This window comes from Streptomyces sp. WM6386 (assembly GCF_000972385.1).
Lineage (GTDB): Bacteria > Actinomycetota > Actinomycetes > Streptomycetales > Streptomycetaceae > Streptomyces.
Genome location: NZ_JXTE01000012.1, coordinates 86,561 through 103,443, shown reverse-complemented (window position 1 = coordinate 103,443; position 16,883 = coordinate 86,561). Strand labels below are relative to the sequence as shown.

Below are 16,883 nucleotides of genomic sequence, written 5' to 3'. Positions count from 1 at the left end.
CATCGGGGTGCGCTTGGAGGTCTCGTCCGCCACGATCCGCCGCGACTTCGACCAGCTGGCCGAGCAGCAGATGCTCGTGCGCAGCTACAGGACGGCCCGGCACGCCTCCGAGAAGCAGCGCATCGCCAAGGCCGTCGCCGGTCTCGTCACCCCCGGCACCGCCGTGGGCCTGACCGGTGGCACGACGACCACCGAAGTGGCCCGCGCTCTGGCCGTCCGCCCCGACCTGACATCCGGCTCCCCCGCGCTCACCGTCGTCACCAACGCGCTGAACATCGCCAACGAGCTGGCCGTACGCCCGCAGTTCAAGATCGTGGTGACCGGCGGGGTGGCGCGTCCGCAGTCGTACGAGCTCATCGGGCCGCTCGCCGACGGGGTGCTGAGCCAGATCACCATCGATGTGGCGGTGCTCGGCGTGGTCGCCTTCGACGTCACGCACGGCGCGGCCGCGCACGACGAGGCCGAGGCCGCGACCAACCGGCTGCTGTGCGAGCGCGCCGCGCGGGTGATCGTGGCCGCCGACTCCAGCAAGCTGGGACAGCGGGCCTTCGCCCGGATCTGCGCGGCCGACACGGTGGACACGCTGGTCACGGACACGGCGGCCGACGAGGACACCGTGCGGCGCTTCGAGGAGGCGGGGATCCGGGTCGTCGCTGCCTGAGTCCGTTCGCAGCACCTGCCGGGCCGAACCGACCTAGGCTGGTTCCAGGGAGGCCGCGATGAGCGCAACACCTGTGGACCAGCCGTATCTGCCGATCGCCGAGCACGGGCTGATCGGCGACCTGCGGAGCGTGGCCCTGGTGGGCACGGACGGCACGATCGACTGGTACTGCTGCCCGGCCTTCGACGCCCCCAGCGTTTTCGCCTCGATCCTCGACGCGGAGCGCGGCGGGTCCTTCGAGCTCGCCGCGTCGGTGCCGGCGAAGACGAAGCAGTTCTACTTCCCCGACACCAATGTGCTGATCACCCGCTTCTTCACCGAGGACGGCGTCGGCGAGGTGCAGGACTTCATGCCGGTCGACGGCGAGTCGGCCGAGTCCGAGCGGCACCGGCTGATCCGGCGGGTGGTGTGCGTGCGCGGTTCCCTCCCGTTCCGCACCCGCGTCGCCCCGCGGTTCGACTACGGCAGGCAGCCGCACACCTTGCGCATGGTCGGCGACGTCGCCGTCTTCGACTCCGCGCAACTGTCGCTCGGCCTGACCGCGACCGTGCCGCTGGAGACCGACGGCCAGGACGCCCGCGCCGACTTCAAGCTCGCCGAGGGCGAGTCGGCGGTGTTCGCGCTGGACCAGGTCGGCGGTGAGGTGACCCCGCGCAGGTGCGCGCGCACCGAGGCCGAGGAACAGTTCAACAGCACGGTCGCCTACTGGCGCCGCTGGCTCTCCGCCTCCAAGTACCGGGGCCGGTGGCGGGAGATGGTGCACCGCTCGGCCCTCACCCTGAAGCTGCTCACCTACGCGCCGACCGGCGCGATCGTGGCCGCGCCGACGACGAGCCTGCCCGAACAGCTCGGCGGGGAACGCAACTGGGACTACCGGTACGTGTGGGTGCGGGACGCCGCGTTCTGTGTGTACGCCCTGCTGCGGCTCGGCTTCACCGGCGAGGCCGAGGCGTTCATGAACTTCGTGACCAAGCACGTCAGTCCGGGCGACGGCAAACCCTCCGGACCGCTGCAGATCATGTACGGCATCGACGGCCGCACCGACCTCACCGAGTCCGAACTCCCCCATCTCGAAGGACATCACGGCTCCGCGCCGGTGCGGATCGGCAACGCCGCGGCGGACCAGCTCCAGCTGGACATCTACGGCGCGCTGATCGACTCGATCTACCTCTACGACAAGTGGGCCAAGCCGATCTCCAGCGACCAGTGGGACGATGTGTGCGCCCTGGTGGAGTGGGTGTGCGAGCACTGGGACCAGCCCGACGAGGGGATCTGGGAGACCCGGGGCGGCCGCAAGAACTTCCTGTACTCGCGCCTCATGTGCTGGGTGGCGATCGAGCGGGCCATCCGCATGGCGAACCGTCGCGGTCTGCCCGCCGATCTGCCGCGCTGGCTGGAGTGCCGCGACACGATCTACCGGCGGATCATGAGCCGCGGCTGGTCCGAGACCCGCAAGGCGTTCGTGCAGCACGAGGACGGCGACGTACTGGACGCGGCCGTCCTCATGATGCCGCTGACGAAGTTCATCGCCCCGACCGACCCCAAGTGGCTGTCCACCCTGGACGCGCTCACCCAGGAGCTGGTCTCCGACTCCCTGGTCTACCGCTACGACCCGCTGGCCAGCCCCGACGGACTGCGCGGCGACGAAGGCACGTTCTCCATCTGCTCCTTCTGGTACGTCGAGGCGATGGTGCACGCCGGCCGGGTCGACGAGGCACGGCTCGCCTTCGAGAAGATGCTGACGTACGCCAACCATCTGGGCCTGTACGCCGAGGAGATCAGCCACACCGGCGAGCAACAGGGCAACTTCCCGCAGGCGTTCACACATCTCGCGCTCATCAGCGCGGCGTTCAACCTGGATCGCGCGCTGGGCTGAGCGCTGCCCCCGGCACCGCCGGGCCCACCCCGCTGAGCGCCTGCGGCTCCGTCGAGGACGACACCACCGGTTCCCCGTCCGACGCTGCCCGGACCCCACCGTCGCCCCGGACGGCACCGCGCGACAGCGGCGCTACGAGGCGTCGGTCTCTGTGGCCGCCACGAGGGAACGGGGGCGCAGATCGGTCCAGTTGGCCTTGATGAAGTCCAGGGACGCCTCCCGGGAGTTCTCGCCGAAGACGACCGTCCATCCTCCGGGCACCTCGGCGAAGGAGGGCCAGAGCGAGTGCTGGCCCTCGTCGTTCACGAGGACCAGGAAACGGCCTTCGGCGTCGTCGAAGGGGTTGGTGCTCATGTACTGTGCCTCCCCGGAAATGCCGGCCTTAGGTTAGGCTCGCCTAATTGCAGCGAGCCTAACTTCTCTGCCCTCGCTCTCACAAGGAGACGTGCATGCCCGTGGTGGAGGACGCCTTCGTCAGGTTCGGGCTGTCCGGCCGGCCCGGCACCGATGCCTTCTGGGCGGCCGTGAGGGCGCCCAGGTCGGTTCCTGCACCCGGCGGCGGCTGGACGACCCTGTTCCTGTGGCGGGGGTCCGCAGCGGACATCGGCTTCGAGAGCTGGTCGGAGCCGGTCCCGCTGCGCCGGTGGGCCGACACGGACTGCTGGTACGCCGAGGTGCTCATGCCCGCACGGCTGCGCGTCACCTACCAGTTCCTCGTGGACCGCGCGGCGTACGCCGACCCGTTCAACCCGGTCGGCGCCGGCGGCGACCGTTCCATCGCCGCGACCCCGGACGCCCCGGCCCAGCCGCACTGGCCCGCCCTCGGCCCCGACGAGGTGCTACCGCTCCCCCGCACCCGGCTCCGCTGGAGCAGCGAACTGCTGGGCGGGCGGCGCACCGTACGCGTCCACCCGGTGGGCGGTGGCGGACCGGTGGTGCTGCTCCTCGACGGGGACGACTGGCTCCATCTGCACCCCGCCATGACCGCCTTCGACTCGGCCGTCGCCAGTGGCGAGATGCCCGCCGTCACTCTTGTCTTCCTTCCGGTCAAGGACCGGCGAGCCGAATTCGCGTGCCGGCCCGAGCTGTGGCGGGCGGTCCGGGACGAACTGCTGCCGCTGCTGGCGGAGTCCGGCGCACCCGCCGACCGGGACCGGCTGGTGGTCGCCGGGCAGAGCCTCGGCGGGCTCAGCGCGCTGTACGCGGCACTGGAGTTCCCGGACCTGGTCTCCCGCGTCGCCTGTCAGTCGGGGTCGTTCTGGTGGACACCTGACGCCATGGAGTCGGCCGACCTGCTGGGCGGCCCGGTCGGCGGCGCCCTCGCCGAGCGGCTGCGGCAGCGCCCCGATCTGTCCGGTCTGCGGATCGCGTTCGACGTGGGGGAACACGAGACGCGGATGCTGCCCCACTGCGAGCTGACCGAGGCCCTGGCCGAACAGGCCGGCGCGACCGTACGGGTGTCACGGTCGGCGTCGGACCACGACCGGGCGGGCTGGCGGCACGCCCTGCTCCGGGATGTCGCCTGGGCGCTCGGCTAAGCGGGTCGGGTGAAGTCCTCTACGGGTTCGGCAGCGTCCGTAAGGGGCGCGGGGCCGTATCCATATGCGGCTCCGCCGCGGGGCGCGACCAGCCACGACGGCGCCGCGGACGGGTGACAGCACATCGCGGCACTTCCCGCGGAGCGCTCAGCACCCGGCTCCCGGCCGGCAGCCGATGTCACCTGGCCACGGCGAGGCAGTACTCCTCGTCGGTGGCCAGGAGGTTGCGATGGGTGTCCTCGGCACCGATGACCCCCTCGTCCAGGACGAGAACCCGGTCGGCGGCGTCCAGGAGGGCGGGGCTGCTGGTGATGACGACGGTGGTGCGGCCCCGGCGCAGCCGCGCGACATTGCGCGCGATGAGCTGCTCGGTGACCGCGTCGACGGCCGTGGTCGGGTCGTGCAGCACGAGGATGTCGGAGTCGGCGGCGAGGGCCCGGGCCAGTGACAGCCGCTGCCGCTGTCCCCCGGAGAGGTTCGCGCCCCGGTCGCGGACGCCGTGGTCGAGGCCTTCGCGGTGGAGGGCGACGACATCGGTCAGCATGGACGCCTCGACTGCCTCGGGGACGGTCCGGCTGGTGCCCGACGGGTCGATGTTGGTGCGCAGGGTGCCCGCGAAGATCTCACCGTCGTACGGGTTCACCAGCAGATGCTCGCGGACCGCCTCGACGGACAGCTCCGCCAGCGCCTGCCCGCTGATCCGCACGACTCCCTCGTACGCGTCGGGCGGCACCCGCATGGCCAGGACCGCGGCGAGGTCGGCCGCCGCGCGCGGCTGGTAGGCGGCGATCGCCACGAACTCACCGGCGGACACGGTGAACTTGAGCTCGCGCAGGGTCCCGTGGCGTACCCCGTCGACGTCCAGGTCGCCGCCCGCGGCGGGGCGTTCCCTTCCGGGGGTCGTCACCGGTGGCGCGCTCAGCACCAGCGCCATCCGCTCGGCGGACGCGCGGGCGATCATCACGTACTTCGGCATCTCGGAGAAGAGTTTGAGCGGTTCGATGATGAACTGTGCCAGCCCCACGGCCATGACGAGGTCCCCGATGCCGATCCGGCCGTCGAACGCCAGCCACCCGGCCATCAGGGTCACCGCGGCGGCGAGCATCGCGTTGAGGGCCAGGGCCGTGCCCGCGTAGGCGCCGTTCACCTTGGCGACGGTGACCGCCTGGTGTCGGGCCTCCGTGCTGACCTGCCGGTAGGAGCGGAACGCCGCGTGGTTGCCGCCGAAACCGTGCAGCGGGCGAAGGCCGGTGATCAGGTCGGCGACCTTCGCGCCGGCCCGCGCCACCCGCGCCTGCTGTTCCTGGGTGCTGTCGCCGATCCGTTTGGACAGCACGCTCAGGATCGCCAGGATCGCGACGGTTCCCACGATCACCAGCAGCCCGAGCCGGAGGTCGGCCCGGCCCAGTGCGACCGCCGCGACCAGCACCGCGACCAGTGAACTGATCAGCAGCGGGACCACCTCGATGATGTCGGCGGTCTGGTCGGCGTCCTCGGTGGCGATGGTCAGCACCTCGCCGGACTTCAGGTCGACGTCCCGGGCCACCGGCTGGAGCGCGCAGGCCGCGACCCGCACCCGCCACCGGTGTGCCTCGGTCGTGTTGGCCTTCTGCAGGACGCGCATCCCGAACCGCCACGACAGCGACACCGTCGTGATGATCACCGCCAGGGCGACGACCGACAGGGCGAGCGCGTCGAGGCTGCGACCCCGCAGCGCGTGCTCGACGATCAGGCCGAGCGCGATGGGGAAGGCGGTCTCTCCCGCCTGGTACAGGCCCATCAGGGCGGTGCCCCGGGTCATGGCACCGACGTTGCGGCGCAGGGCGGTCCTCAGGATGTCGGACCCCGAACCGGGCCGCTGCGTGTCAGGAGTTGTCATCGAGGTGGCGGGCAATCGCTTCCGGGGTGCGCAGGGCGTACAGATCACGCAGGGATATCACAGGGCCGAACTCCCGGCGGAGCAGCCCGATCAGCCGCACCGCCAGCATGGAGTGCCCGCCCAAGGACACGAACTCACTCACCGCGCTCACCTCGTCGTCGTCCAGATCCAGTGCCTCGGCGAAGAACTCGCACACCACGGTCTCGGTCTCGGTCTGCGGCCCGCGCTCCCCGGCGGTGGTCAGCGTGCCCAGCGGCTTGGCCTCCGGCAACGCCGTGGTGTCAGCCTTCCCGTTGACGGTCAGCGGGATGCCGTCGACCTGGGCGTAGTGGGTGGGCCGCAGGAAGTCCGGGAGTCCGGCGCCCACTTCGGCGGCGACCGTCGCCAGATCCGCCCCGTCCAGAACCAGATAGGCGGCCAGCCGGTACGCGCCGTCGACCTGCGGGTCGGGCTGCGCGACGGCGGCGACGAACCGCACCGCCGGGTGCGCGGCGAACACGGCCTCGACCTCGCCGAGTTCGACCCGATGCCCGCGGATCTTGACCTGCTGGTCGGTGCGGCCCAGGTACATGAGGTTCCCGTCCGGCCGCCGGATCACCAGGTCCCCGGTGCGGTACATCCGCTCGCCCGGCGCACCGAACGGGCACGCCACGAACCGGTGTGCCGTCTGGGCGGGTTGGCCGAGGTAGCCGCGCGCGGTGCCGATGCCCGACACGTACAACTCGCCCGGGACGCCGTCCGGGACGGGGCGCAGCCAGGGGTCCAGCACATACACGTCGGTGTTGTCGATGGCCACGCCCACTACCGGGTCCTGGCAGTCGAAGGTGCCCACGCCCAGGGTGTTGATGGTGTACTCGGTGGGTCCGTAGAGGTTGTAGCCCACGGTTCCCTCGGTGTCGGCGAGTTGCTGCCACAGCGTCGGTGTGACGGCCTCGCCGCCGAGCAGCACCAGGGCGGGACGCCGTGCCGGGCTGTCCAGCAGTCCCTCCGCCACGAGTTGTTGTGCGTAGGTCGGGGTCACGTTGACGACGTCGATCCCGTGCTCCAGGCAGTAGGCGACCAGCCGGGGTGCGTCACGGCGCAACTCCTCGTCGCAGATGTGTACTTCATGGCCGTCGGCGAGCCACAGCAGTTCCTCCCACGACATGTCGAACGCGAACGACACCGTGTGCGCGATCCGGAACACCCGATGGCCGTGGTCGGCCAGCACCGGTTCGAAGATGCGCCGCTGATGGTTGATCAGCATGTTGGTGAGTCCGGCGTACTCGGTCACCACGCCCTTGGGCTTCCCGGTCGATCCGGAGGTGTAGATCGTGTACGCGGGGTGCCGCAGCCGCTGCGGGTCGTCCGGGGCGAACGTCACATACGGTGCGGCCTCGGGCAGGGGCCGGTCCAGCTCGATCGGGTCGCCGGTCAGCCCGGCCAGCCGGGGTGTCACGGCGCTCACGGTCAGGATCGCGTCCGGCCGGGCGTCCTCGACGATCGCGGCGATCCGCTCGTCCGGGTGGTCCAGCTCCAGGGGCACATAGGCGGCCCCGACGCGCAGTACGGCGAACAGCGCCACGATGGAGTCGAGCGAGCGCGGGATCGCGAGCGCCACGGCCTTCTCCACGCCGATGCCGCGACCGGCCAGCACGCCCGCCAGCGCCCGGCTGCGGTCCCGCAGCTGAGCGAAGGTCATGGTCCGGCCGTGTGCGACGAGCGCGATCCGCTCCGGCTCACGGTCCGCGGCCCGGTCGAACCGGTCGACGACGGTGTCCGTGCCGACGTCCGTACGCTCCCCCGGCACCGGCCGCGACCCCGGTCCCGGCAGCGCGCCGACCGGTCCGGTCGAGCGTGCCACGTCCTCCAGCACCCGCAGATAGTCGTCGAGGAGCCGGCGGGCGCCCTCGGTGTCGTCGTCGCGGTACTCCAGTTTGACCGTGAGCCGGTCGCCGGGCGTGACGACCCAGGTGAACGGATAGTGGGTGGAGTCGTCGGCCTTCACCTCGGAGATGCCGTGCCGGGCGTTCATCTCCGCGAACGCGTCCCTGTCGAGGAAGTTCTGCAGCACGAACAGGTTGTCGAACAGGGTCTCGTGCCCGCCGGCCCGCTGGATCTCGCCGAGCCCCAGGTACTCGTGGTCCATCGCCGCGACCCGGGCCGCCTGCACGGCCGCCAGGTACGCGCCGACGGTGTCGTCCGGGCGCGCCCGCGTCCACATGGGCACGGTGTTGAGCAGTACGCCGACGATGTCCGAGAGTCCCTCGCCGTCCCGCCCGGAGACGGTCATCCCGAACACGGCGTCGCTGCGGCCCGTGTGGGCCCCCAGCAGCAGGCCGAACGCCCCGGTCAGCACCGAGTTCAGCGTGACACCGTGCGCCCTGGCCGCCTCCCGCAACAGATCCGACTGCTCGAGTGACAGCGTGTGGACGACCGTGGGCGGCAGTTGGTCCGACAGCGCCGGTGCCGGTCCGGCGAGCAGCGTCGGGCCGGACAGGCCCGCCAGGTGCTCCGCCCAGAAGCGTTCCGATGCGGCGGTGTCCTTGGCGGCGAGTGCCCAGGCGTGATCCTCGAAGCCGGGCCGCGCGGGAGCCGGGGCCGGCAACTCACCGGCGAGGGCGGCCTCGTAGGCGTCGAAGAGGTCCCGCAGCACGATCTCGCGGGACCAGCCGTCCCACAGGAGCAGGTGGTAGCTGAACAGCAGTCCGTCGCGGTCGTCGGGCAGCCGCACCACGGTCAGCCGGATCAGGGGCGGCTCCCCTGGGTCGAATCCCGTGTCGCGGTCCCGGGCACGCAGGGCGTCGACCTCCGCGTCCGTCGACAGCTCCACCGTGCGGACATCGACGCGTCGCCCCGCCCGCAGTACCTGGACGGGGTTCCCGTCGCCGTCCGTGGTGAAGCCGGCGCCCACGACCGGGTGCCGGGCGATCACGTGCGCCATCGCCTCGGCCAGCGCGTCGGTGTCCAGGCGCCGGTCGAAGGTGAACCAGCTCTGCGCGACGTAGTGTCCGGCCGCGCCCGCCATCTGGGCCTGGAAGAACAGGCCTCGTTGGAGGGGCGTGACGGGTGCCGTGCGCTCGGCCGTCGCGGCGGCGTCCGCGACGGTCTCCAGTGCGCTCAGCCAGTGCTCGGTGATCTCATCGGGGATGCCGTCGGCGAGGGTGAAGGCCGCGTGCAGGGCTCCGGTGGTCTCGTCGAGCCAGGTGTTGACCTCGACGGCGTACGGACTGCCCTGGTCGCCGCCGGCCACGTGCAGTGCCTGCGACTCGCTGCCCCGGCCGAGGTGGTTGAACAGCACCTGCGGGCGGCCGTTCAGCAGCGGGGCCGTCTGCGCGTTGAGATACCTGAGCTGCCCGTAGGCGACATGGGCGCGCTCGTCCGGCTGGCGTTCGGCGAGCTCGCGGGCGGCCGCGACCGGGTCGGTGTGCGCGGTGAGCCGTACGGGAGCGATCGCGGTGAACCAGCCGACCGTGCGGGTGTAGTCGTGGTGGTCGAGGGCCGGGACCCGGCCGTGCCGCTCCAGTTCGATCGCGAGATCGGTGGGGGCGGGCTGGACGCGGGTCAGGGCGGTGCGCAGGGCGCCGCAGAGCAGCTCGGTGAGGTCGACGCCGAGTGCGGCGGGCGCGGTACGCGTCACGCGGTCGGTCGCGTCGGGCGCGAGTACGACCGTCGTCTCGCGCAGTCCTCGGACGGTGGGCAGCAGCGGGGATGCCTGGAGTGTGGTGATCCAGTGTCCGAGGTCGTCGAGTGCGTGGGCGGACCGCAGGGTCAGGGCCTCGGCGTACTCGGCGTAGGACGTGGTCGGCGGTGCGAGGGGCTCCCCGCGCAGGGCGGTGGCCAGGTCGTCCAGCAGGATCAGCCAGGACACGGAGTCGACGGCGAGGTGGTGCACGGTGACGACCAGAGTGCGGCTCGCCGCCAGCCACGAGAACGCGATGACATCGCCGGATTCGGGATCGAGTCGTCCGGCGGCCTCGTCGGCCGCTGCCGTCGCGTGAGCCGTGGCTGCCCGTACGACGGTGACCTCACGCTCGGGTTCGGTGCGCAGGGCCCATACGCCGTGCTCGACGCTCAGCCGCAGCCTGAGCGCCGGGTGCGCGGCCACGACGGCGGTCGCTGCTTGCTCGACGTCGGCGAACTCGAAGCCTTCGGCGACGGCCAGGCTCCGGGCCTGTGCGAACCGGGCGAGCGAGCCGCCCAGTTCGCGTTGGCGCAGGATGATCGGTGTCGGCGGGAGCGGGCCGTCCTCGTGGCGGGCGGGCACGGCCGTCGGTGTGCTCGACCCCAGGGACGCGGCCAGCGCGCGCGGTGTGCGCAGCAGGAACACGTCTCGTGGCGAGATCGGCACGTCGACCGCCCTGGCCCGGTTGACCACCGTGATGGCGACAATGCTGTCGCCCCCGGCCCGGAAGAAGTCCGTGTCGCCGTCCACGTCCGCGTCGCCGGGCAGTACCGCGGCGAAGATGCCGACCAGTGCGGTGACCGCGGACTCGCTCGCGGCCGCGGGGGTCTCGTCGTGCGCGGCCAGCGCGGTCAGGGCCTTGCGGTCCAGCTTGCCGTTGACTGTCAGCGGCAGGGCCTCGACCGGCAGCACCCTGCTCGGCACCATGTGCGCGGGCAGCTTCGCCGACAGCCGGGCGACGAGGTCGCCAGGCACCCTGCCCACGATGTGGGCGACCAGGTGATCGCCGCTGTCCGCGACGGTGACGGCCACGTCGACCACCCCGTCCAGTTCCCTGACGGCGGCTTCCACCTCACCCAACTCGATCCGGAATCCCTTGAGTTGGATCTGGTCGTCGGCGCGCCCGGCGAACTCCAGCTCGCCGTCGAGGGTACGGCGGGCCAGGTCGCCCGTGTGGTACATGCGGGAGCCGTCGCCCGCGAACGGGTCCGCCACGAACCGGCCCGCGGTGAGCCCGGGCCTGCCGAGATAGCCGAGCGACACCTGGTCGCCGGCGACATAGATCGCGCCGACCCTGCCCGGGGGCACCGGCCGGAGCCGGTCGTCGAGCAGATAGGTGACCAGTCCGGGGATCGGGCCGCCGATGGGGCCGGCGTCGTCACCGGAGCCGAAGTCGGCGTCGGTCAGCACCCGGTGGGTGACGTGCACGGTGGTTTCGGTGATGCCGTACATGTTGACCAGCTCGGGCGTACCCGTGCCGTGCCGCTCGACCCAGCCGCGCAGCCGCCCGAGGTCCAGCGCCTCGCCGCCGAAGATGATCCGGCGCAGTGCGGTGACCGGCTCGTCGGCCTGCCGGTCGGCCTCGATGAACTGGTAGAACGCCGACGGGGTCTGGTTGAGCACGGTCACCCCGCGCTCGCGGACCAGCCGGTGGAAGTCGAGCGGGGAGCGGGTCAGCCCGTACTCCGGCACCAGCAGCTCACCGCCGTGCGCCAGGGCGCCCCACAGTTCCCAGACCGCGAAGTCGAAGGAGTAGGAGTGGAACTGGACCCATACGTCCCGCGGTCCGAAGCCCATGGCCGGGCGGGTGTTGGCGAGCAGGGTGACCACACTGGAGTGCGGGACGACGACGCCCTTGGGCCGGCCGGTGGAGCCGGAGGTGTAGATGACGTAGGCCGGGTCGTGCGGGCGGGACTCGGGGCCGGTCGCGGCCCGCGGCAGCTCGTCTCCCTGCACGAGCACCTGGGCCGCCACTCCGGCCCGGTCCAGGAGCCGGGTGAAGCGGTCGCGGTGCTCGCGGTCCACGAGGACGACCTGGGGAGCGGCGTCGGCGAGGATGTACTCCAGCCGTTCGTCCGGGTAGGCGAGGTCCAGCGGGACGTAGGCGCCGCCCGCGCTGACGATGGCAATCAGGGCGACGACCTGCTCCAGGGAGCGCGGTACGGCGACCGCGACCCGCCGACCCGGCCGGACCCCGGCGGCGCGCAGACCCGAGGCCAAGTCGTCCTTGGTCTCGGCCAGTTCGCCGTACGTCAGGGAACGGGTGCCGCCGTCGAGGGCGCACTGGGTGACCGCGGTGGCGGCCGGGTCACGGGTCGCGGCGGCGTCGAAGAGCGCGCCCAGGGTGGTCGGTTCCGTGCGCGCCGGGTGCCGGGGCGGTGTGGACCTGAGGTCGTCGACGGGGATGTCCGGGCGGGTGAGCAGGCCGCTGAGGGTCCGGGCGAACGTGTGCAGGATCTCCTGGGCGCTCGTCCCCCGCAGCAGGTCGGCGTCGTGGATGAGGTTGAAGCGCGGGCGGCCGTCAGGGGTGCGCTCCACGACCAGGGTCAACGGGTAGTGCGGGGCGCCCTCGTTCACGATGCCGGTGACGACGAGTTCGTGGCCGGGGTCCCGCAGTGCGTCCACGTCGGTCGCCACGTCGAACACCACCAGGGTGTCGAAGAGCGGGCCGGCACCGGTGTGGCGGCTGATCCGCGCCAGTGAGATGTGCTGGTGCGGCAGGACGGCGCTCTGGTGGTCCCGCACCGAGGCGAGCAGGTCGCGTGCGGTGGTGGTGCCGGTCCAACGGGCTCGCACGGGAATCGTGTTGATGAACAGGCCCACCATGTCCGCGATGCCGGGCACCTGCGCGTCGCGCCCCGAGACAGTGGACCCGAAGACCACGTCCCTGCCGTGCAGGATGCCGCCCAGGGTCACCGCCCAGGCGCTGTGCACGGCCACGCTCAGCGGCACACCCGCCGACCGCGCGGCAGCGTCCACGTCGCTTTCCGGCGGTACGGCGATGTCGGCGAACCGGTCGGTGGGGGTGTGCCCCTCCGCGACCAGCGAGGCGCCCGGCAGGTCGGCGAGTTCGGCCCGCCACACCCGGTCGCTCTCGTCGGCGTCCTGTCCGGCGAGCCAGCCCACGTAGTCGGGGAAACCGCCCAGCGGGTGGACCGTGCCCGGTGCGTGGTACTCGGCCAGCAGCGCACGCAGCATCGGCGGCACCGACCAGCCGTCGGCGATGATGTGGTGCACGGTCTGCACCAGGACGGTGCGACCGGCTCCCGCGCGGATGAGCGTGTACCGCATCAGCGGACCGGTGGCCAGGTCGAACCCTGCCCTGCGGTCCCGTTCGGCGAGGTCGCGGATCTCGGCGTCGGTGATGCCGGGGCGGTCCAGCGTGGTGAACGGCGCCTGGACACCGCTCTCCAGGACGGAGACCACCCGGCCGTCGGCGAGGGACACGAACCGGGCGGCCAGGTTCGGGTACAGGGTGAGCAGCCGGGTGGCCGCCGCCGCGAGACGGTCCGCGTCCACCTCGCCGTCCAGCGTGAGGAGTTGCTGTTCGACGTAGGTGCCGGCCGAGTCGTCGTCGAAGACCGAGTGGAAGTACAGGCCCTCCTGCAAGGGGGTCAGCGGCAGGATGTCCCGCAGTGCCGGGCCGTCCAACGCGTCGATGTCGGGCTGGGCGAGCGGCACCAGGGGGAAGTCGCTGGGCGAGTGGCCGCCCTCGTCGAGCGCCGCCAGCCCGGCCAGGGTCTGGCGGAAGTAGCCGCCGATTGTCGCGATGTCGTCGTCGGTGAACATCCCCTCGGGCCAGGAGAGGGTGGTGACCAGCTCGTATCCGCCGCCGTCCGGGGCGGGTTCGGCGATCGCGTTGAACTCCAGGGCCCGCGGCAGACGCATCAGTGGGTCACGCTTCTCGCCCAACTGTTCTGTGGCCTGGGCGAGTTGCCAGTCTCCGGCCGCGCCCGCGGCAAACCGGCCCAGGTAGTTGAAGAGCACCTGCGGGGCGGGTGTCTCGAACTCGACCTGGGTGAGATAGCGCAGGGCGCCGTAGGAGACGCCGTTGTCCGGCACCCGGGCCAGGTCTTCCTTGACCGCCTTGAGCGCGGCGGTCAGATACTCGGGCGCGGTCAGGTCGGGTGCCGTGCCGGGGTCGACGGTCACCGGGAACAGGGTGGTGAACCAGCCGACGGTGCGCGACAGTTCGGGCTCGAAGCCGACCGATCCCGCCACGAACCCGCCTTCGCGGCCGTGGCCCTCGAGTTCTATGTGCGCGAACGTCTGGGCCTGCCCACGGTCGCGGCGCCACCGGGCGAGGGTGACCGCCAGCCCGGTCAGCAGCACGTCGTTGACGCCCGCGTGGAACTTCGCGGGGATCTCACCGAGCAGCGCGGCGGTGACCTCGGGGCCGACCGTGACGGTCCGGATCCGCTCCCGGACGACGGTGTCGGTCCCGGACAGCGGGCGCCTGCCCAGAGGTTCGTCCGCGCCGGGCAGCGGCCGCCGGTAGTAGGAGCTGTCCGCGTCGAACGCCGCGCGTTCCAGCAGCCTCGTCCAGCGGCGGAACGACGTGCCGACCGGGGGCAGTTCGACGGGCTCGCCAGCGCAGGACTGCCGCCATGCGGTGGCCAGGTCCTCCATCAGGACCCGCCAGGACACGCCGTCGATCACCACGTGGTGGGCGGCCACGACCAACTGGCGGGCCGCACGGCGCCATACGGCCCGCAGCATCACACCGTTGTCGGGGTCCAGCCCGTCGGTGGCGAGAGCGACGCACGCGTCGAGCGGTTGGTCGCTCTCCTGCCATGCCGCGGGGATGTCGCCCGCCTCGGGGATGTCGAAGTTCCAGCGGTCGCCGCGTACGAGCCGGGCGCGCAGCATGTCGTGGTGGCCGATCAGGGCGGTCAGGATCTGGTCGAGGGTCTCAGGGGCCAGGGCGGCGGGGGTGTTCAGCACCACCGACTGCACGAAACCGTCGATCGCGTCCGTGGTCTCGCCGAGCCACTGCACGATGGGCGAGCCCACGACGGTGCCGGTCGGGACGTCACCGCGGTCCACGGTGGAGACGTCCTCCCGGCTCGCGACCGCCGCCAGCGCCCGCACCGAGCTGTGCGTGAAGATCTGCCGTGCCGTGACATGGAGGCCCGCGTCGCGCAGCGCGCTCAGCAGCGAGATCGCCAGGATGCTGTCGCCGCCGAGCTGGAAGAAGTCCTGGTCCGCGCCGACCTCGTCGAGCCGCAGCACCTTGGCGACGACCTCGCACACCACGCGTTCGTTCTCGGTGGCGGGCGGGACGAGGAGGCCCGCCCCGATCTCGGGTTCCGGCAGGGCGTTGCGGTCGAGCTTGCCGTTGGCGGTGAGCGGGAACTCCCGCATCACGACGATGTGGGCGGGCACCATGTACTCCACCATGTGCGCGGTGGCCCACACCTTGATCTCGTCGGCCCGCAACTCCTCGCCGCCGGCGGCCGGGATGACGTATCCCACCAGGTAGGTGCCGCCCGAGGCGTTCTTCTTGGCGACGACGCACGTGTGCCGTACGCCGGGGTGCTCGGCGAGGCCGACCTCGACGTCCTCGATCTCCAGCCGCATGCCTCGGATCTTGATCTGGTTGTCGGCCCGGCCGAGGAAGTCCAGCGACCCGTCCGGGGCGAAGCGGGCGAGGTCGCCGGTCCGGTAGAGCCGGGACCCGTCCGAGGCGAAGGGGTTCGCGACGAACCGGGATGCCGTCAGGTCGGGGGCGTTGACGTACCCGCGCCCCAACAGGAAGCCGCCGACGTACAGTTCGCCGCCCACGCCGACCGGGACCGGGCGCAGTTCGTCGTCGAGGACGTACAGCTGGGTGTTGGGGTTGGCCTTGCCGATGGACGTCGACAGGCGTTCCGCCGCGCCCCGGTAGATGACGTGCGAGACGCCGATCGTCGTCTCGGCGGGGCCGTAGCCGTGGTAGAGGGGGATGTCGAGCTTGGTGCGGAACCGCTCGTACAGCTCGGGGGTGAGCACCTCGCCGCCGCACCACACGTGCCGCAGGCTGTCCAGGCGGCCGGAGTCGCCGGCCATCTCCAGGAGGACGTCCAGCATGGACGAGACCAGGTAGGTGAAGGTGACGCGCTGCTCGGCGATGACGCTCAGCAGGTGGTGCGGGTCGCGTTCGCCGCCGGGCCGCAGGACCACCAGACGGGCGCCGCACACCAGGGGCAGGAAGATCTCGTTGATGGAGATGTCGAAGGACAGCGGTGCCTTGAACAGGGACGCGTCGTCGTGGCCGAAGCCGAGGATCTCGTGCACCTGCCACAGCAGGCGTTCGCTGATCGCCTCGTGCCGGATCATCGCGCCCTTGGGCCGCCCGGTGGACCCGGAGGTGAAGATGACGTAGGCGAGGGCGTCGCCGGGGACGGTGATCCCGGTCCCCTCGGTGGGGAGGTCGGCGAAGCGCCAGTCGCCGAGGTCGACGGCGACGGCCTCCGGCTCGCCGGGGCCGCTCACGCCCGAGTCGTTGAGCTGTACGACGACACGCGCGTCCTCGATGACGACGGCGCGGCGCGCGGCGGGCCACTGCGGGTCGAGCGGCACGAAGGCGCAGCCCGCTTGGAGGACGCCGAGCAGCCCGATGACCATGTCGGCGGAGCGGTGGAGGGAGATGCCGACGACCTGTTCTTCGGTGAGGCCGCGTTCGAGCAGGTGGTGGGCCAACTGGCTGGAGAGTTCGGCAGCCTGACGGTAGGTCAGTGATCGGTGCTCGTCCACGACGGCGATGGCGTCCGGCCTGCTGCGCGCCTGCGCGCGGAACATCTCGACCAGGGTGGGGCGTTCGCGCTCGGCCCGGGTGTCGTTCCAACGAGCCAGCGCCTGGAGTCGCTCCGCCACCCCGGCCGGACCGATGGTGCCGAGGGGTCGGTCCGGGAAGTCGGCGAGGTCGTCCAGGGCGAGTTGCGCCTGGGCCAGGTCGACGCCGTCCGGGACGGCGATGGTCCGGCCGTCCGCGCCGGCCTCCCAACCGCCGGGTCCGGTACCGCCGTTGTCGACCCAGCCGAGGACGTCGGCGAAGAGCGTGCCCGGAGTGAGGTCGAGGCCTTCGGGGCTGTGGCCCGTCGCCCAGTACGACAACCCGATGGCGCATGCTTCGGCGATGGTCCGGTCGGAGTGGTCGCCTGTTCGCCTGCGTACGTCGGCCAGGCGCGCGGGCGACAGGAGTACGACGCTTGCGCTCGGTTCCGTCATCGAGGACTCAGCATCCCTTCGAAGGCACGAGAGTTTCAGACTTGCTCGCGATGGCT

At 71.7% G+C, this 16,883-nt stretch carries 5 protein-coding genes and 1 pseudogene; 3 read left to right on the top strand and 3 right to left on the bottom strand.

Features of this window, described 5'->3' with window-relative positions; genetic code table 11:
* Nucleotides 1-13: 13 nt before the first annotated feature.
* Nucleotides 14-661: pseudogene (locus tag TN53_RS10130) on the top strand (DeoR/GlpR family DNA-binding transcription regulator); the annotation flags it as partial.
* Nucleotides 662-719: 58 nt separating this feature from the next.
* On the top strand, nucleotides 720-2,537 hold the full coding sequence (locus TN53_RS10125; protein ID WP_046258119.1) for a glycoside hydrolase family 15 protein: 1,818 nt from the start codon (nucleotides 720-722) through the stop codon (nucleotides 2,535-2,537).
* A 132-nt stretch (nucleotides 2,538-2,669) separates the two neighbouring features.
* Here TN53_RS10125 and TN53_RS10120 read toward each other — a convergent pair whose 3' ends face one another.
* Nucleotides 2,670-2,891, bottom strand: coding sequence for an MbtH family protein (locus TN53_RS10120; protein WP_046258118.1), 222 nt, complete (start codon nucleotides 2,889-2,891; stop codon nucleotides 2,670-2,672).
* 95 nt (nucleotides 2,892-2,986) lie between these two features.
* Here TN53_RS10120 and TN53_RS10115 point away from each other — a divergent pair, with 95 nt between their 5' ends.
* Nucleotides 2,987-4,075: an alpha/beta hydrolase-fold protein gene (locus tag TN53_RS10115; protein WP_046258117.1), complete on the top strand. Its 1,089-nt coding sequence runs from the start codon at nucleotides 2,987-2,989 to the stop codon at nucleotides 4,073-4,075.
* A gap of 178 nt (nucleotides 4,076-4,253) precedes the next feature.
* Here the strand turns inward: TN53_RS10115 and TN53_RS10110 are convergent, their stop codons facing one another.
* Nucleotides 4,254-5,954: an ABC transporter ATP-binding protein gene (locus TN53_RS10110; protein WP_046258168.1), complete on the bottom strand. Its 1,701-nt coding sequence runs from the start codon at nucleotides 5,952-5,954 to the stop codon at nucleotides 4,254-4,256.
* Nucleotides 5,941-16,827 (bottom strand): non-ribosomal peptide synthetase, encoded by a 10,887-nt coding sequence (locus TN53_RS10105; RefSeq protein WP_046258116.1) that lies wholly within the window; start codon nucleotides 16,825-16,827, stop codon nucleotides 5,941-5,943. The genes TN53_RS10110 and TN53_RS10105 overlap by 14 nt, the downstream gene beginning before the upstream one ends.
* Nucleotides 16,828-16,883: the final 56 nt, after the last annotated feature.